Annotated in this window: 22 protein-coding genes; 7 read left to right on the top strand and 15 right to left on the bottom strand. The window is 30.7% G+C overall.

Translation table 11 applies throughout. The features are described from left to right. Positions 1-99: 99 nt before the first annotated feature. The 11 genes from JYG23_RS13830 to JYG23_RS13780 all read right to left on the bottom strand — a co-directional run bounded on the left by JYG23_RS13830 (position 100) and on the right by JYG23_RS13780 (position 9,609). Positions 100-1,845, bottom strand: a complete 1,746-nt coding sequence (locus tag JYG23_RS13830; protein WP_207236262.1) for a methyl-accepting chemotaxis protein — start codon at positions 1,843-1,845, stop codon at positions 100-102. A 579-nt stretch (positions 1,846-2,424) separates the two neighbouring features. Further along, entirely contained in the window at positions 2,425-2,994 is a 570-nt protein-coding gene (locus JYG23_RS13825; RefSeq protein ID WP_207236261.1) for an FtsX-like permease family protein, read from the bottom strand. Next, complete coding sequence (locus JYG23_RS13820) at positions 2,982-3,620, bottom strand: ABC transporter ATP-binding protein (RefSeq protein WP_242631589.1); 639 nt, start codon at positions 3,618-3,620, stop codon at positions 2,982-2,984. The genes JYG23_RS13825 and JYG23_RS13820 overlap by 13 nt, the downstream gene beginning before the upstream one ends. A 333-nt stretch (positions 3,621-3,953) precedes the next feature. After that, positions 3,954-5,360 carry a flavodoxin family protein gene (locus JYG23_RS13815; RefSeq protein WP_207236259.1) on the bottom strand — a complete coding sequence of 469 codons (1,407 nt, stop codon included), beginning with the start codon at positions 5,358-5,360 and terminating at the stop codon, positions 3,954-3,956. A 1-nt stretch (position 5,361) separates the two neighbouring features. Then, on the bottom strand, positions 5,362-5,922 hold the full coding sequence (locus JYG23_RS13810) for a PadR family transcriptional regulator (RefSeq protein ID WP_207236258.1): 561 nt from the start codon (positions 5,920-5,922) through the stop codon (positions 5,362-5,364). Between the two features lie 154 nt (positions 5,923-6,076). Beyond that, the gene (locus JYG23_RS13805) at positions 6,077-6,331 is read right to left on the bottom strand and encodes a TfoX/Sxy family protein (RefSeq protein WP_207236257.1); all 255 of its coding nucleotides are present in this window, start codon (positions 6,329-6,331) and stop codon (positions 6,077-6,079) included. Positions 6,332-6,550: 219 nt separating this feature from the next. Continuing rightward, complete coding sequence (locus JYG23_RS13800) at positions 6,551-7,120, bottom strand: DJ-1/PfpI family protein (RefSeq protein ID WP_207236256.1); 570 nt, start codon at positions 7,118-7,120, stop codon at positions 6,551-6,553. A gap of 261 nt (positions 7,121-7,381) precedes the next feature. Next, the gene (locus tag JYG23_RS13795; protein ID WP_207236255.1) at positions 7,382-7,573 is read right to left on the bottom strand and encodes a YwbE family protein; all 192 of its coding nucleotides are present in this window, start codon (positions 7,571-7,573) and stop codon (positions 7,382-7,384) included. Between the two features lie 14 nt (positions 7,574-7,587). Then, entirely contained in the window at positions 7,588-7,734 is a 147-nt protein-coding gene (locus tag JYG23_RS13790; RefSeq protein WP_207236254.1) for an STIV orfB116 family protein, read from the bottom strand. A gap of 109 nt (positions 7,735-7,843) precedes the next feature. Next, complete coding sequence (locus JYG23_RS13785; protein ID WP_207236253.1) at positions 7,844-9,097, bottom strand: coproporphyrinogen-III oxidase family protein; 1,254 nt, start codon at positions 9,095-9,097, stop codon at positions 7,844-7,846. Positions 9,098-9,279: 182 nt separating this feature from the next. Further along, a complete protein-coding gene (locus JYG23_RS13780; protein WP_207236252.1) occupies positions 9,280-9,609 on the bottom strand; it encodes an ABC transporter ATP-binding protein in 330 nt (109 codons plus the stop codon). Positions 9,610-9,853: 244 nt separating this feature from the next. On the opposite strand from JYG23_RS13780, the gene JYG23_RS13775 reads away from it, so the two are divergent. Further along, positions 9,854-10,129, top strand: coding sequence for a CD3324 family protein (locus JYG23_RS13775; protein WP_207236251.1), 276 nt, complete (start codon positions 9,854-9,856; stop codon positions 10,127-10,129). 187 nt (positions 10,130-10,316) lie between these two features. Beyond that, the gene (locus JYG23_RS13770; RefSeq protein WP_207236250.1) at positions 10,317-10,967 is read left to right on the top strand and encodes a class I SAM-dependent methyltransferase; all 651 of its coding nucleotides are present in this window, start codon (positions 10,317-10,319) and stop codon (positions 10,965-10,967) included. A 242-nt stretch (positions 10,968-11,209) separates the two neighbouring features. Here the strand turns inward: JYG23_RS13770 and JYG23_RS13765 are convergent, their stop codons facing one another. Beyond that, on the bottom strand, positions 11,210-12,940 hold the full coding sequence (locus tag JYG23_RS13765) for a methyl-accepting chemotaxis protein (RefSeq protein WP_207236249.1): 1,731 nt from the start codon (positions 12,938-12,940) through the stop codon (positions 11,210-11,212). Positions 12,941-13,139: 199 nt separating this feature from the next. Here JYG23_RS13765 and JYG23_RS14950 point away from each other — a divergent pair, with 199 nt between their 5' ends. The 5 genes from JYG23_RS14950 (at position 13,140) to JYG23_RS13745 (ending at position 16,027) form a co-directional block, all read left to right on the top strand. Further along, positions 13,140-13,268, top strand: coding sequence for a class I SAM-dependent methyltransferase (locus JYG23_RS14950; RefSeq protein ID WP_242631588.1), 129 nt, complete (start codon positions 13,140-13,142; stop codon positions 13,266-13,268). A 314-nt stretch (positions 13,269-13,582) separates the two neighbouring features. Continuing rightward, complete coding sequence (locus JYG23_RS13760; RefSeq protein WP_207236248.1) at positions 13,583-14,164, top strand: hypothetical protein; 582 nt, start codon at positions 13,583-13,585, stop codon at positions 14,162-14,164. A gap of 53 nt (positions 14,165-14,217) precedes the next feature. Beyond that, a complete protein-coding gene (locus JYG23_RS13755; protein ID WP_242631587.1) occupies positions 14,218-14,808 on the top strand; it encodes a TetR/AcrR family transcriptional regulator in 591 nt (196 codons plus the stop codon). A gap of 78 nt (positions 14,809-14,886) precedes the next feature. Then, entirely contained in the window at positions 14,887-15,564 is a 678-nt protein-coding gene (locus JYG23_RS13750; protein ID WP_207236247.1) for a hypothetical protein, read from the top strand. 55 nt (positions 15,565-15,619) lie between these two features. After that, positions 15,620-16,027, top strand: coding sequence for a hypothetical protein (locus JYG23_RS13745; RefSeq protein ID WP_207236246.1), 408 nt, complete (start codon positions 15,620-15,622; stop codon positions 16,025-16,027). Between the two features lie 96 nt (positions 16,028-16,123). On the opposite strand, the gene JYG23_RS13740 is transcribed toward JYG23_RS13745, so the two are convergent. The 3 genes from JYG23_RS13740 to JYG23_RS13730 all read right to left on the bottom strand — a co-directional run bounded on the left by JYG23_RS13740 (position 16,124) and on the right by JYG23_RS13730 (position 18,571). Continuing rightward, positions 16,124-16,942 carry an EFR1 family ferrodoxin gene (locus JYG23_RS13740; protein ID WP_207236245.1) on the bottom strand — a complete coding sequence of 273 codons (819 nt, stop codon included), beginning with the start codon at positions 16,940-16,942 and terminating at the stop codon, positions 16,124-16,126. Between the two features lie 93 nt (positions 16,943-17,035). Further along, positions 17,036-17,854, bottom strand: a complete 819-nt coding sequence (locus tag JYG23_RS13735; RefSeq protein ID WP_207236244.1) for an EFR1 family ferrodoxin — start codon at positions 17,852-17,854, stop codon at positions 17,036-17,038. Positions 17,855-17,878: 24 nt separating this feature from the next. Continuing rightward, positions 17,879-18,571: a GntR family transcriptional regulator gene (locus JYG23_RS13730; protein WP_207236243.1), complete on the bottom strand. Its 693-nt coding sequence runs from the start codon at positions 18,569-18,571 to the stop codon at positions 17,879-17,881. Positions 18,572-18,699: the final 128 nt, after the last annotated feature.

Here is an 18,699-nt window from a genome sequence, read left to right as displayed (position 1 = left end):
TAGTTTTTCATATACTAGGAGTAGAACTTCTTAGTATATAAAAAAAGCGAAGCCTTTAAGTCACTAAATTGACCTAAGACTTCGCACCTAAATTTACTATTAACTCAAAGAATTTTCAACTAAATGTTCATCTTCTGCCTCAGTTGTTAGCACATCGGCACTGTCTTCTCTTAACTTAAATACACTAACTAAATTCTTAAGCAAATCAGCTTGTCCATCTAATTCTTCACTTGCTGCTGCACTTTCTTCAGCAGTAGCAGAGTTTGTCTGAACAACCGATGAAATTTGATCTATAGATTGTGTTACTTGAATAATCGAATTTGCCTGTCCCTCAGATGCAAGTGCAATTTCATCAATCACAGATATAACTTTTCCTGATTTTAAAACTACTTGCTCTAACGACTGTGCTGTTTTCTGTGCTATCTCTACACCATTTGCTACTACATTAATACTACTTTCAATAAGTACTGCTGTATTTTTTGCACTTTCAGCAGATTTTCCTGCGAGATTTCGAACTTCATCAGCAACAACTGCAAAACCCATACCAGCTTTACCTGCACGAGCCGCTTCGACAGCCGCATTAAGTGCAAGAATATTTGTTTGGAATGCTATATCATCAATGCTTTTTATAATCTTTCCAATTTCATTTGATGTGTTACTAATTTCATCCATTGAGTTAATCATCTGTTGCATTAATTCATTGCTCTGCATAACAAGTGTAGCTGTTTCATCAGAATTAATTTTTCCTTCTTGTGCATTTTGTGCATTCTTATTAATTTGAACAGAAATTTCGTTAATAGTTGCAGCCACTTCCTCGATAGAACTTGCTTGTTCTGCTGCTCCTTGTGAAAGCCCTTGTGCACCAGAAGAAACTTGATCTGCACCACTTGCTATTTGTTCAGATGCCTGATTAATCTGTGAAAGAGTATCATTCAAACTATTGAGAATCTTAAACATAGCCGTTTTCAATGGTGCAAAGTCACCTATATAGTACTCATTCGCATTATTATTTTCAATTGCTAAATTTCCGCTGCTCATTTCTCCTAAAGCAGCCGTCATACCACCAATAATACCATTGATGTTTTTAACAATTAATCTTGTAGAATCGGCAAGCATACCTGTTTCATCTTTTGTATGAATATTGGGTACTGGCGTTTTTAAATCGCCTTGGGCAAGCAAATTAAGCCTTTCTACACATTTATTTATCGGTTTACTAATACTTCCAGATATTTTAATTGCAATAATGATAGATAAAACAATTGCAATTATCATTTCTACAGCTGTTGCTATAATAGAAAAAATAAATAAATTTTTAGATTTCTGTTCTCTTACAGCAAGTAAATCCTGTTCAATTTTAAGTCCATTGTCAATCACGTTACGCAAAACATCCATGCTTTCTTTACCAAGTTGTTTTTTTTCATTTTCTACAACAGCATTGGTATATCTGCTTTTGCGCAGTGAAATGCTATTTTCCAAAATTTCTATAAATTCCTCTGATTTTTGCTCTATGACATTTAAATTTTCCTGCTGTTTCTGGTTGCCCGATGTAAGTTCTTTCAGTTCTACTAATGTAGTTCTACATTTTTCAACGTTTGCATCAAATGGTTCGAGAAATTCTTTCTCTCCTGATATCAAATATCCTCTTTGTCCAGTTTCAGCATTGATGAGAGATTCAAGTAGTGACTTATAATTAAGAATAACTTTATAAGTATGAGTATTCATATCATTTCTTTGTTTTGTACGCAATGTGCTACTAACAAATATTCCACAAAATATCACTATAATAATAGTCATACAAGTAAATCCAGAGATTATCTTTTTCCTTATTTTCATATTTTTAAACATTTTGTTACCTCCATTAAAGTTTGAATTTATTTTTAAATTTTTCACAATAACACAGTCGCCCTTAGAAAAGAAAAAAACTTTAATGTCATTTAGTAAGACACCAAAGTTTATAAAAAATATGCTTAAAACTCTATCAATTTGCCAGGTAATTTTTTATCATTTAAAAAAATAGTTAATATTGCTGATTTAAATCCTGCTCATTTTTGCTAAGTTAATATAAGTTCTAATTGACACGTCTTTTATTCTCTTTGTATTCTTCATCTCATAAACATATAAGTATATTTCTATTTCAAGAAGAAATGTATGTATTTAAAAAAATTAAGCAACCCTTACTAAGTATAGCATATAAAAAAGGAAAATCAACTAATTTTACCAAATATTTTTACTTAAATAAAATAATAACGAAGCCTATTAATCATGATTTAACCAAAGGCTTCGCTTACTAATTTTGAATATTAAGTTTCAAACAAAAGCACAGAGACTAATGCCCTCTCTTCTTTTGTTTACGCTTTTTTTGTCGCAATGCAAATTGATAATCTTTTTCCGTGGTCTCATCAAAAAACAAATCTATATCAATTATTATTCTACTATAAGCATTCTTGTATTTACCTTTTTAATTTTTCTCGAAATTATTAATGAAGATAAACCAAATCCAAGACTCAACAATAAAATAGGTCCCACAATTCCCATTACAGAATAATTTGCATTAAAATTTGTAATTCCCATCATTTTTAACACAAGACCTATTACCTTTTTGCTAAAAATCACACTTAAAATCGTTCCTATTGTAGAACCAATAACTGCTACTATTAAAAATCTCAAAACAAATTGCATTCTTAAATTTGTAGATGTAAATCCAAACGCTTTGTAAATTCCAAAATCTTTCCTTTCCCTAAAAAACACCTTGCTACATACCATATATGCAACTACCAATACAAAAATAATTGAAATTATATATACAATAAGAACAATTACTCCTGATAAATCAGAAATTGTCTTTACGCTCTTCATTATATCACCAAGTGTTGTTACCTTTATTTTTTCACCATACTCTTCACTAATTTCCTCAGCTATCAATTCGACCTCATCAGAATTAGAAACTGTATAATCATACATTGTAACTTCAAATTCTGAATTCAACCTATACATTCCCGACAATAGCATTGAAAACTGCATTCCTGCTTTATTAACACTTTGATAATAACCTGTAATTTTATAATTTCCGTCGCTCTTGAAGCTATTCTTACATCATGTGTTACCATTAAAATGCTCTGTCCAGCATCATTTATTTTTGAAAAGAGCTCCAAAACTTCCTCTGTATTTTTTCTGTTTAATGCACCCGTTGGCTTATCAGCAAACAATAACTTAGGTTCATTAATCAACGCTCTTGCAACTGCTGCTCTTTGTTGTTCACCACCTGATACTTGTGACGGCAAATGTTTCATTCGATCTTTCAAATTTACACTTGTCAATAATTTTTCTGCTCTTTTATTAATTTGAAGATTCGTTTTTGATGAATTAAGATACCCTGGAACAGCAACATTTTCAAACAGAGTAAGATTACTAACTAAATGTATTTGTTGAAAAACAAACCCGAAATCACCTCTTCTCAACAATGCCATTTTTTTCTCAGAATATTTACTTATACATTCATTATTATACAATACTTCACCTTCTGTAAGCTTATCCATCCCACTTATACAATATAGCAAAGTAGATTTTCCAGAACCTGAAGGTCCCATAATCGTAGTAAAATCACCTGCATATATTTCCAAATCGATTCCCTTTAATACCTGCGTTTTTTCTTTACTACTACAAAATTCTTTGTACAACTTCTTTTTTTATCACAACGTGATTTTTTAACATGAAAATTGTATCGTTCCTAATTATATGAATATGCTTCTTGAACTTTGAAAAGCTTTTTTAAAGCATTTTTTTGTATATACTTGGAATTATTGTAACATTTCAATATACATTACTCAATAATTTTGTAATTTTAATCCAATTCAGTCTTATTTTAAAAACTTATCCCACGTGTTTGGCTTTGGATATTTCTTTGCTCCACCGTACGGAAATCCTTTTTTAATCATCCTTCATTATTTATAATATTACTTGTTACTAGCTCCTACATGCCCACTGATAATATGTCTAGGATACCAAGAAGAAAACCACAGTGTGAATTTTAATGCCACAAAAATCAAAATATAGATAAGTGGTGAAAGCTTCACAAGATTAAGCTGTTTCAAAAGAATGAATAACCCCCCCTGAATAATAAACATACCACTCCAAAATAATGTAAGTATCTCATTAGTCTTAATGAATATTTTAAAGAAAATAATATCGCCCTCAATATCTTTTTTGAAACGATGCTTTGAATAGTCAGCTGTTAGCGGTTTACGATCAAGTACAGAAACACCCCATATCAAAGCAATAGCGAAATAATTGAGTAATGTTCCTACGGTACTACTAAATGAAATTCCTAGTATTTCCAATAAGCCTAGCACACTAAAGTAAAGCACACTCATTTTTTCAAAATATGTAACCTCTCTACTTTTCATCTTGATAGCGACTATCACTACACTTAAAAGTAGTGCACCCCATACACCTAAAATGTTGCTACCTCCAATAAATAACCATGACAGCATCCAAGGAATGAATGAAATACTCATCCATTTTTCACCATTAATTCCTAGAACACTTGAATTTTGAAGATATTTAACCATTTTATTCTCCATATTTGATTCTACTTTTTTATGTTTTGTATTACTTGATATTTTTTCATTCATAGCTTCGTCTAGACTAGGTGGTGTTTCACCTTCTGCTTCCCAACTTAAATTAGCAATTTCAATAAAATCTTCTACAGGCACTAAAGGCTGATGTAGAATGTTCCTTGTATCTAAATTAAATTGTCCATTTTGAGCATATTCCTCGCCAGCCTTCTTCAGTACGTCCATGTACCACTGTATACGACCATCAAGTTGTTCTACTGACAAAAGTTCTCCCATTATACACAAGATGCTTTCATCAATACAATCGTTGGTAATTTTTTTGAAAGACTGCGTCATGACGTCAAAATTATGGTGTTCAGGAAATCCGCAATTTGAAATGAGAATGTTTTTTTTTCTTGAAATTTCGCAACGTTGTGGATGGGTAAATTTACCCTCATTTTTAATTATGTATGGTTTATTTACGGGAAGAGTCCTTTCGACAAAAGTCTTTAGAATTGAGGTCATTCCGTAATGATATAATGGAGTTGCCCAAATAACCAGATCGGCATCCTCGTACTGCTGTAGCAAAGTATCCATATCATCTTGATGAATGCACTTACCGGGAGTCTTTGACCAACAGTTAAAACATCCAATACAGTTTTTTATATTTTTTTTATATAGTTCTACATAGTCGATGTGACTATTAGATTTTATCATTTGATAGCCTCTCATAAATTGATCAATCAACTTAGCAGTATTCCCATTCTTTCCTTTGGGACTTCCGTTCAAAATCAAAATCTTTTCCATATTATTGTTCCCCTTTCATTTTATTCAACAATTCCAAACACTCATCAGCCCACTCAATGTTAGCTTTAGCTGTTATATACCCTCGCTTAATTCCCATAATCCAGTAAAGCTTTTCACTAGATTCTCTAATGGATTGTTCACTTTTATCTAGACCTTCTTCGACATTTTTCAAGCTTTCCAGAAAATGTTCATTGATACATCTGTATTCCATGAGCTCCCCTTTTAACACCTTCATATCCCCTATTGAGCCAAAGAAAATACGCATAGTCATGCTGTCTCGCAAGTTCATCATTTTTTTTGCTGAGTGTCCATTAAGCCAATTCACAAGTTCAGATTTACCTTCATTTGATATGGTGAACACTTTCTTATTGGGTTTATCTTTCTGAATAATGTGTTCTGAAGTCACCCAACCTTTTTTTTCTATAGTATCCAATTCACGATAAATCTGACTTGTTTGTGCACTCCAAAAGAATTTTAAAGACTTATTAAATACCTTCATGAGTTCATATCCCGTCATTGGTCCGTATGTTAATAGTCCAAGTATTCCGTGTTTTAATGACATATATTCCACTCCTTTGCTAAATATTTAAATTTTATATTCTACTTGTATAATACTACACATGTATAGTATAGTGCAAGTACTTTTTAGTTTTTTATAAAAGAAAAAGCACCAAGAGTTTTTCTTGATACTTTTTTTTATCTATTTTTTTACTTGTTTATTTTAAATTATTGTAAAATTCTTTTAACTCTTTTTTGGTATCATCACTAAGGTAATACCATCTAACACCTTGAATTGCACCCTCTAAAGCACATAAACGATTGTAACAAGCAGATGGGTCAATCGCTTTTATACTTAACCACGCTTGCTTACTGCCGATTTGTTTTAGCTGTTGGGTTGTTTCAATACCCACTTGCACTAATTGTGTTTCCAATGTTTTACCTATATTAGGTAGTTTAGATAACTCATACATATATTCATCCTCCATAAGTACTATATAAATTTTTGCTCTGATATCATGGAACCTTTGTAAGATGAATTTTTCCAACGATGGAGGGTATTATTTAAACATTAAAATGCCCTTTGCCTTGCAAGGACAAGGTTTTTTTAAAATTATCACCACAACTATTGAAAAAGAGCCACTATTACATCTTTTTATTTTGGTTAAAGTATTTCACTACTCTAAATTAAATTATTCTCCTTTATAAGACCTTGCATACATTTCTTTTTCATCAGCATTATCAAACGCATTGAAATAATCTAAAATTTCTACACCAAAATCTATAAATGATTTTCCTTTAGCTGTAATTATATTTTCATGTATTACAACTTTTTCTTCTAGATAGTTTTTACGAGGAAAACAATCTTCAATTCCATTTTCTACAAAATAACTATGGTCTAAGGTTGTAGTATACAAATGATTATCTAGTATCCCCGCTTTAGCTAAATACTCTGGTGCAGCACAGATTGCACAAATTAATTTTTTATCCCTGTCCACCTTTTGGATTAATTCTATCAATTCCTCTTTGCAATTTCTTTCAAATCCGCCGGGTATAATTAGCCCATCTATATCGTCAAGTTTAATAGCTTCTCTTACTGTCATATCGGGAGTATACTTAAGTTGTGACAATCCCCCTACTGTACCTCTTTCATAAGCAACGCTGATTATTTTTGTTTCTTCTAGACATCCTAACATATCGCAGCTCAAAGTAATTTCAAAATCTGCCATATTATTATAAATAAAACATAATATTTTTCTCATTTTAAGCTCTCCTTATTTATATATAGTATTTTATAAAAGTTACACTCAACTAATTGTAACTTTCTATTATTCTACTACATTTGATATTTTAAGTCAATTTTTCCCATAATTTTTTCACTATAAAGCTCTTTTGGTATTTCATGAGTAACAATTATTATTGTTCTATCCATTAAATATAAATTAATATAATGTATTAAACCATTTTTCGCCTCATTATCGAGTTCAAAAAATGGTTCATCTAATAAAATAAATTCTATTTTCCTAAATTATTTCCTGCACTCTTCCTACTTGGCCATCGGTTAACCTCACTTTAATACCATGCGGATGGTGAGCACTATTAGTAAGTAATTTTGCTACCGTACCTTCTGTAAGTTTTCCAGTTGCCTGATCTGCCTTTAATACAATTTTCACCTGTGCACCAATTTTTATATCTGCTCTATTATTTCCATTCATAATTAACCTTCCCTTTACTTATTAATCTTTCCTATTTGTTTATTAAATAAAATTCTATTCATTAAAACACTTAATCCTAATAAATCTGACATAATTTCAGCTGTAGCTTCATGGTCAATTGCTGATATGAAACCATTTTGGTTTATATAACTCTTATACAATATAACACAAGTATTATTAGTTAAGCAACTATATATTATGGTTTACCCCTGTCAACGAAGCAGTTATTCCCCTATATATTCTTAGGTGTTTCCCTTTTTATTTGTTAAATCAAAATTTTATACTTGGCGGGAACGCTTCATTTTTCATAATACCCCACATTTTATCAATATATGAAAGTGTGTAATAGTTTTCATAATAATGATAATAAAATGCACCTTTAAGAGTCATCTCATATAAACCATCTTGCTCTGTTATATAACCTAAACATTTTGCAACCCATAATTCAAAACAATATTGACTTTTAAGAGAAACTCCAAAGAATTTTTCAAAGTCTTCTGAACTAATCCTTGTCGTATAAGCAGTCCAAAATAGATAATACATCATACGTTGTCGTTTTGTAAAACGTATAGTCAAAGAAGTAGGCAATTTATTATTATTTATTCTCTTTATGTAATCATCTATTGAAAAAGTATTAATTTTAAATTGCTTTTCAAGTAATGTTGTAGCAGAACAACCAAATCCCAAGAAATTATCTCGTGTCATAGATGAGTATTTTTTACCTTTTGAACTTGAAAATGTCCAAATAGAATCTCTAACATATCCTTTTTCGTTGAAATAATTCGTAATATCATCTAGCAATTTTCTCTTTTCCTTGTTACTCATTTTTAATATTGTGCTGTCTGTAAAAGCAAAATCAATAAAAGGATATATAGCTATATGATTCGCACCATTTTGAAAAGCGGTATTAATATCACGTTTTAACAATTCAAAAGTTTGCCCCGGTAAAGCAAAAATAAAATCCATCGACACTGTTTCAAATGGTACCGATTGAATTGCATAAATCATACTCTGATAATCGATTTTCTCTCTTCCTAAGGTTTTCAAAAACTCATCTTGAAATGATTGTATTCCAATACTTATTTTTGTAATACCAACTTGTTTTAATTTTTCCAATAATTTTATTGTTACATTGTTAGGATGAAGTTCTATTCCTATTCCCTCTGCAATAGTAAAATATTGGTTTATAGCAGAAATGATTTCTCCCAACCTATCTTCTACTAAAGCCGGTGAACCACCACCAAAATATAAGCTTGTTACTATTTTTTTATCTTCATTTGCAGATCCAACATGATGTATTTCTTTTATTAAAGCATCTGTATATCTATTAGCAAGATCAACATCATACTTAACTTTACAATATGGACAAAACGTACAAATTGTTTTACAAAATGGTATATGCACATAAAGCCCCAATTGGTTTGTTTCCATATATGGAAGTTGATTATCAAATTCATTAGTAAATAAAAATGGCTTTACCGACCTTGTTAACCACATTCTTGTAACAGTTGTTAATATACTCATTTTCACTCCTATACATAACGCAAATATATATTTATCGTTTACATTATTACTTTAATATTTCCTTTAAAAACTAAAGTATACTTTGCTACAGAAAACATCCACATTGGTCACTCAATTTTGATACTTTAATGAAAAGTTTTAATAATATTTCACATGAATATGGATTTCAACACCTCCATGAATTAAACAGTAACAACATTATCATTATCACTCATATTTATTTTTATAATTTCTTCATTATCAAGTTCCTTTGGTATTTCATGAGTAATAATTATAATGATTCTATCTTTTGAACATGAATTAATATAATGTATTAAAACATTTTTTGCCTCTGAGTCAAGTTCAGCAAATGGTTCATCTAATATAATTACCTCTGACTCAGTACTAAAAATCATTGATAAAAGTATTTTTTTCTTTTCTCCACCTGAAAGTTCAGAGACAATTGATTTATCTTTATTTTCATCATTGTTTATTAAAGAATTAATTAAATTGCTAACCTTAAAAGAATGCAAAATTTCACTTTTAACGTTAACTTGAATTAGATTTTCTTTTAAATTTTATGTTATTGTAAAGAATCTATACGTACTAGCGTATTTTGTAAAATTACGGTATGATGTAAATATATAGTAAAGGAGGATAGTTTAATGACTGGATATGTTATTTATGCATAGCAAAGGCTATTGCATCTTAATTAATAATTAAAATATGAATTAGCCTTTGCTCAATCCTAAAAAAGTTTAAATTAGGAGGAGCATAATGAGCTATATTAAAGCAGTAGAAGTACTGCCAGAAGAATTATTAGACTTAATTCAAAAATATGTTGAGGGTGAATACATTTATATTCCTAAAAAGAAATGCAACAGAAAACTTTGGGGAGAAACAACTAATAGCAAAAAGGAAACTTATTCTAGAAATTTAGAAATTTACAAAAAATATAAATCTGGTATATCTACTAAAGTTCTTTCACAAAAGTATTGTTTGTCAATTAAAAGCATACAAAGAATTATTCTAATAATGAAAAGAAAAAACTAATAGTTAATTGCGCCATTAATCAAAAGATGATTGGCGCATTTTTGTTTCATAAAAATGTTTTAGGTTGATACATTAATATACGAAGTAGTATTATTTATATAGAATTTTTAAAAAAGTGGTGAAACCGATGGTAAAATAAACGAAATATAAATAAAGATTATGTATATACAATAAATGGAGGAATAATATGCTTATTGAAAAAATGAGTGACTTTTTTACTGCTCGTGTAGAAGGTTACGATAAACACATGATAAAAAATGTTGAAGGCTGCCAACAAGGATATGTGAAAATGGCAGAACTAATATCAAGAAATGTTACTAGACTTTTAGATTTAGGTTGTGGAACAGGATTGGAGCTTGATGAAATATTTAAAATTAATCCCACAATAAAGGTAACAGGTATAGATTTGACAAAGGCGATGCTTGATAAATTAAAACAGAAACACCATGACAAAGACTTAACGCTTATAAATGCAAGCTATTTTGATTATGAGTTTGGTATTGAAAAATATGATGAAGTTATATCTTTTCAGACTATGCATCATTTTAGTCATGATGATAAGATAAAACTATATTCAAAAATATGTCATACACTAAAACCAGGCGCTAAATACATAGAGTGTGATTATATGGTTATTGACCAAGAAGAGGAAGATTTTTATTATAAAGAGAACGAACGTATACGTAAAGAGCAAAATATACCCGACGGTGAATTCTACCATTATGATACGCCATGTACTGTGGATAATCAAATTGATATGCTAACAAAATCAGGTTTTCAAAATGTATACAAAGTTTGGAGAATGGAAAATACCACTATAATTATAGCTGAAAAGTAAGGAAGTATAATCGAATTTTACTTTGCAACTGTAAAGGAGATGACATTGCAAAAATACTGTATACTAAATCAGGATTTTATCATACAGGTGAACGTGATGAAGATGAAATTACTATGGCAATGGACTTGTTATAAGTATACACTAAGCTAATAATAACAATATACGACAAGTCATTTTTCAGTGACTTGCCGTATTTTTTGACATCTCCATTGAACTAATTCTAAAAGTAATAATGATTTTTTCTATACTTTGAATTTAGAAATAACACCTTGGAGCTTTTGACTTAGCTGGTTTAGACTCTCAGCAGTCTGTGCTATTTCATCCATGGTTGCATTTTGTTCTTCACTGCTAGCAGATACCTGCTCAGCAATTGTTGCATTTTCTTGGGTTGCTGTGGATATATTTTGTATCTTTTCAGCAATATTATTTGTATTGCCTCCAATTTCTTCAAAAGACACGCTTATTGTTTGAATACTGTCAATCATACCTTCTATTTCTTTAGTCATAGATGTGAATGTTTTGCTTGTACCTTCTACAGCCTTTTTCTGTTCCTTTGCAATAAAATCTGCATTATTTATCAACTCGACAGCTACATTTGTCTCATTATTTATTCTTTCAAGGATTTTTTCAATTTCTTTAGCCGCTTCAGCTGAGCCCTCTGCTAATGTTTTTACCTCATTAGCTACAACAGCAAAACCGCTTCCATGCTCACCAGCTCTAGCAGCCTCAATGGCCGCATTAAGGGCAAGCAAGTTGGTTTGCTGTGATATTTTAGTGATTGTCAGAAGGATAGTTTCTACATCTTTTGCTTCTTTAGCAAGCTTTCCAACGACTTCTGTTACATTTTTAAAGGCAAGCATATTTTCTTCAGTTTTTATGCTTTGCTCATTAACCGCTTTAAGCCCATTATTAATAAGCATTCTCGTTTCATCAACTGAGCTGTTAATATTCTCAATTTTTTTTCCGTTTTCATTCATATCTGTAGCAATTTTCTGAATTTTATAAGAAATATCATTTACATTTTCTGCTTGTTCACTAGACCCTAATGCAATGTTCTGAATAGATGTTGACACCCCTTCTACAGCTTTATGATTTTGGCAAATAGAAATATTTAATCCATCAGCTGAACTGGCAACGCCTTGAGAACTATCCTTTATCTGTTCAACGATATCTCTAATTTTTTCAATAAATTCTGTAACTTCATCTCCTAGGATTTCTATTTCATCTCCAGTTTTTATTTGAATTTTTTGAGTTAAATCCCCTCCAACTGAACTTAGCCCTTTAAAACGCTCAACTAGGTAACGTATAGGTTTTGTAATTTTTCTTGATAAAAAAATCGAAAATATAAAGGCTAATATTATACTAATAAACATATTTCTTAAAATATTAAAAATCAATTGTTCTCTTTGTTGTAAAATATAACTTGAATCTATATCTAATCCTATAATTGCTACTACTTTTCCTTTACTGTTCTTAACAGGAGCATATCCAGAAAGAAATGTTCCATATTCATCTGTTATCATGTCTTCGTCAGCAGAAGCAGTTCCACTAAATGCGGTCTTCATAGCAGGCAAATAATCATATTCATATCCTATTGAAGTCGAATCTTCTTCATCTGCATCTATAATAATAGAAATTTTATCATCACTTTTTTCAATTGCGGTATAAACATCTTCTAATCCGGTTGCTTTTAGAAAAGCTAGCATTTTATCCCTAGTATAAATAATACATTCTCTACTTAATTCAGCGTTTTCTGTTTGCAGTTTTTGATAATCGTCACCATTAATCAGTAATGCAGCTGACGCTGCCAACCTTGAAACCTCACGTCTGATATCTTCTATTTGCTGTTTAGCTGTAACATTATACTCCATTGCTCCAGTAACTAAATTAATAACCAAAATCAATGTAACAAAACAAATAATCAGTTTTCCTTGAATACTTCTCAATTTTTTAAATTTTTTTAATTTTTTCATTTTTTGTTCTCCTTATAGCAAGTTATTTTAGTCGTTTACGAAGCACCACAACCCATGTATATTTGTTAATAATATATCCATTATATCATATATTTTCATGCGTTTCAATCACGCCTTGCATAATTTGTAAATTTGTGTTATATTTTGTCTCAGTTTATACCTTTGTTACAAATAAAGAATATATTTCTATACCCCTTTTATGCTTATAAATGCAAACTATTTTGATTATGAGTTTGGCATTGGAAAATATGATGCAGTTATATCTTTTCAGACTATGCATCATTTTAGTCATGATGATAAAATAAAACAAACGTATACGTGTGGATAATCAAATTGATATGCTAACAAAATCAGGTTTTCAAAATGTATACAAAGTTTGGAGAATGGAAAATACCACTATAATTATAGCTGAAAAGTAAGAGAAGATATATCCTATATAATGGGTAGCACAACAAACTTCAAGTAAAATTGATTTTGTTTAATAGCAAAGATATAAAACATTATTGTTCACAATTCGAAGTTGAATAAATTTACTTTTTATAGTATAATATTTCTTATAATACATAAAATCTCAATTGCTTAAAAGTATGCAATTTAATGAGGTAAAAGAAAAATTTATATTGTACGAAAGGAGAGTATTATATGCCGTGTCCAGAAAAATTTAAAGAATCACTTGTAAAATTTGAGGTTAGTGATAGTATAATTCACTCAATAAACAGTGGATATGACGACATAGTAAGCAGTACACCTAAAAAAATTAGAGCCGCTTATTTCAAACATGCTATGGATGTTTTTGATGAAAAGCTTGATTTTGATAAAAAGCGTGAAATTCTAGACTGGAATGCCTGTTGTAAAAGTGGTTCAAGAGATAAAGCATCAAAAGCTTTCGCAAAAGAAAACAGTGGAATTCCACTTAAAGAAAAGCTTGAGAAAGTCAAGAATGTTCCTTATATGGGCAAGCCTGTTCTTAACGGTGATGGAACAATTACAATACTTGCAGTTGAATATTTGGAAAATGGAAAGTATGCATGTGCATGTACTAATTTTAACAAACTAAAGCGTGATTATTCTGTTTCAAAAACTTATTGTCTTTGTTGTTGTGGACATTTTAGATATCATTATCAAAAAATGCTTGACATTAAGCTAAAGCTAAGAGAAGTTGTGTCTTCTCCTCTAGACAGTGATGGTAAATATCCTTGCGTATTAAATTTCGAAATCGTTTAGGCGTAAGATAATAATGAACAATTTCGTTGACACATAAAAAAGTGTGTGCTACAATGAACAATGTTCAGTATGAGGAGGTGAAGATAATAAATACAATTGTTACATCTAAAGAAGCAATCATCACAGTGTGCAGAGTGCTTGCAGCAGAAAATGGCTTGCAGTCCCTCAATATGCGCACCGTAGCGAAAAAATGCAATGTTTCAGTCGGCTCAGTCTACAATTATTTTCCCTCTAAAGCGGATTTAATTGTCGCCACCATACAGGACGTATGGCAGCATATTTTCCATATGGATAAAATCTGCAAGAAGGTAGCTTCTTTTCCAGATTATGTATCGTGGATTTTTGAGAGTGTTCAATCTGGAGTGGCAGAATACCCAAATTTTTTTACCGCTCATTCCATTAGCTTTGCTAGCACTGAAAAAGGAAAAGCCCGTCAGGTGATGGAAGGGTACTTCATCCACATGAAAACAGGGTTGCTTAAAGCTTTACAGAGTGACGCCAAAGTAACACCGTCAGCGTTTTCCAAGAATTTTACAGAATCTGACTTTGTGGATTTTGTATTTTCAAATTTGCTTTCGCTACTTATGAAGCAAGAAAGCTCTTGCGCTATGCTGACAGAAATAATTAAACGCACTATTTATTGAGATATAATTACCCGTCAAAACGGCGGGTTTTCATAAAATTTAAAATGAACAAAGTTCAATTAGAAAAGGAGATTTTTTATGCAAGCAATTATGGAAACTATATTTGATGTCGTCTATCTGACGACCGTAATCACTATCGGTATACTAATGATAAAGAAAAGCAAAGGTAATGCGCAATATCGTCTATTCGGTATTATGGCTGTCATTCTTGGATTGGGAGATTCCTTTCATCTGATACCCAGAGCTCTAGCACTTTGCACCACTGGACTAGAAAACTACACGGTTGCACTGGGAATTGGTAAATTCATCACTTCCATTACCATGACCATCTTTTACATCTTACTTTATTATGTGTGGCGTCTGCGTTATAAGGTGGAAGACAAACAAGGTCTCACCATCTCTGTATATGCACTAGCCATACTTCGGATTGTGCTTTGCCTGATGCCGCAAAACGCTTGGATCAGCATTGAGTCACCGCTGTCCTGGGGAATCTACCGTAATATTCCTTTTGCCGCCATGGGCATAATTGTAATCATGCTGTTTTATCAAAGTACCAAGAAAGCCACTGACAAGCCATTCCAATATATGTGGTTAACGATTGTTCTCAGCTTTGCCTTCTACATTCCAGTGGTACTGTTTGCCAACACCATTCCTATAATCGGAGCGTTGATGATTCCTAAAACCTGCGCCTATGTCTGGAGTGTTCTGATTGGCTACAATGAAATGAAAAGATTGAAACAATCACGAAAGAATTGATTAAAATGACAGAAATTACTGAGATTTTGCAACATCAAAAAAGGAGAAGCATCATATGTTTCAGGTAAAGAAAAAAGTGCTTTTAGCCATTGCGGGAACTGTGTGGCTAATTGCAGGATTCAATGTGGCAAGGCTTGGCGTGATTGCTTATGCTGAAAGTAAGGCAATCAACCTTTGGAATGGTTGCCTATCCACAATTGTATTCTGCTTGTTTGGAGCAATGTTTTACAAAATGGCTATCAAACATACCAAAAGAATTATGAGTTACCAAGAAGAAAAAAAACCATTCTGGAATTTTTTTGATATAAAATCCTATTGTATTATGATTTTTATGATGAGTGGAGGGATATGGCTTCGATATTCAGGGTTGGTACCAATTGTATTTATAGCTGTGTTCTATACAGGACTTGGATTCGCACTCGCTTTAGCTGGAGTCATATTCTGGTGGAAGTATAATATATAATTTTGAATCACCAAAAAAGCACCAAGATTTTATGTCTTGGTGCTTTTCAACTATTTAATAAAAATATACTCATAATACCTATCCCATAAAAAGTATCTATATAAATATTTCTGGTTCTCTACGAGAAGCAAAATTAATCTCTAATTCGTGTTTATGTCTTAAATAATTTTCATCATCAAAATACTTTGCATTGTTAGGGCATTTTTTAATACATGCACCACATTTAATACAAATTCCATTTAATTTGGATACATCATTAAAATCAATTGAACCCATAGGACAAAGTTCTACACAAAGTTTACAATCAGTGCAATTGCTATTTGTTTTTGGAGTAACTTTTCTAATATCAACATCTTTACCATCTTTACTCTTAGGTTTATAATATTTTATGTAATGCTTATTTCCTTTTATAGCTGGAGTTGTAATTTTATCTTGAGTTGTTAATTTTGAATATATTTGATTAGGAAAGTCATTTACTACAGACATATCTTTTTCATCAGGTCTATTTTTGGCAAGAGTTTTAGAAAACGAGTGTTCACCTATAAACGCCCCTCCTGCAATAACTTTAAAGCCATCTAATTCAAGAATATCTTTTAATTCTATTAGAGCATCATCATAATTTCTGTTTCCATAAACAACTACTGAAATTGCTAATGCACCATTACCTTCAATAGAATTTAAATATTTTAATAATACATTAGGAACTCTTCCTGCATAAACTGGTACTCCTATAATGACAACATCATTTTCTGTAAAAAGCACTGGTTCTTTTCTAATTTTCGGTAATGTAAAATCAATATTATTTATATCTATATCGCTATGTATATTCTCTGAAATTTTCTTTGCTATTCCAGATACTATTTTTTTAGTTGTATCTGTTGCACTAAAATACATCGTATTAATTCTTTTATTCATAATAACATTAATTCCTCTCAATGTTTAATTTCGCACTAGGTTGTTAAAATAACATATCTGTCAAATCAAATGTACTACAATTATAAAAAGTATCTATATAAATATTTCTGGTTCTCTACGAGAAACATAATTAGTTTCTAATTTATGTTTGCTTTTTAAATAATTTTCATCATCAAAATACTTTGCATTAACAGGACATTTTTTAATACATGCACCACATTTAATACAAATTCCACTTACTTTGGATACATCATTAAAATCAATTGAACCCATCGGGCAAAAATCTACACAAAGTTTGCAATCAGTACAATTGCTGTTTGTTTTTGGAGTAACTTGTTTTATATCAACATTTTTACCATCTTTTTTCTGAGGCTTAGAATGTTTTATATAACTCTTATTTCCTCTTACAGCTGGAGTTGTGATTTTATCTTCAGTTGTTATTTTTGTATATATTTGATTAGCAAAGTCATTTACTACAAGCATATCTTTTTCATCAGGTCTGTTTTGGGCAACAGTATTAGAAAATGAGTGTTCACCTATAAACGCTCCTTCCGCAATAACTTTAAAACCATCTGATTCAAGAATATCTTTTAATTCTACTAAAGCATCATCAAAATCTCTATTTCCATAAACAACTACTGAAATTGCTAATGCACCATTACCTTTAATAGAATTTAAATATTCTAATAGTACATTGGGAACTCTTCCTCCATAAACTGGCACTCCTATAATGACAACATCATTTTCTGTAAAAGACACTTGTTCTTCTCTAACTTTCGGTATTGTAAAATCAATATTATTTATAGCTATATCGCTATGATTATTCTCTGAAATTTTCTTTGCTATTCCAGATACTATTTTTTTAGTTGTATCTGTTGCACTAAAATACATCGTATTAATTTTTTTATTCATAATAACATTAATTCCTCTCTAGTTTTAATTTTCATTGAGTGGCAACCATGTTGAAAGACTTATAGTGTTAAACTTTCTTAAATTTACAAAAAGCTCTTCTAATTCTATTACAGCCTTTTCTCCATCGCCTTCTGCAATTGCCTCCATCAATTTTACATGAGACAAATTAACATTTGCTGTCAATTCTTTATCAATAAAATAATTTAAATAATATTGTCTTCTTGCTAAAGCATGTTGTGGCAATAACATTTCTCCGATAAATGGATTTTTACTAGCTTTACATATTAAATGATTAAACTCATCATCAATTCTTAAAGCTTCAACTGCAGGTGCCCACTCTTCTGTTATCTTTCTGTATTCAGTAGCTAATTCTAACAGACGCTTTCTCTCTTCTGGAAATGCATATTTAGCAGCACGTTGAACTACTAATATTTCCAAAGCCTTTCTTGGTTCCATTTGTTGTAGTAATTCATCTACATAAACTAATCTAATTAAAATTCCTTTTCGCGGTAATATTTCAATCGTATGCGTAGCTTCTAATTTTTTCAATGCTTCTCTAACTGGTGTTCTACCAATTCCTAGAAATTCACTTAATTCATTTTCTGATACGATATCTCCTGGTTTAAGTTCAGCAGTTACTATCATTTCTTCCATTTTTTTATATGCATTATTTACAAGTAAATCTGAACTTTTTTTCTCAAATACTTTATTTTTCATAAAACCCACCCTATCTTTATTAATTATATTATATCATATTTAAATCTATTTTGTAAATTATAATACAATCTAGTAAAAATCTTCTAAACAACACATATATACATTAAAATAAAAATACTCCATTATTG

The sequence above is a fragment of the Sedimentibacter sp. zth1 genome, assembly GCF_017352195.1.
In the GTDB taxonomy this organism is placed as follows: Bacteria; Bacillota; Clostridia; order Tissierellales; family Sedimentibacteraceae; genus UBA1535.
This window is presented reverse-complemented; position numbering and strand designations above follow the sequence as displayed.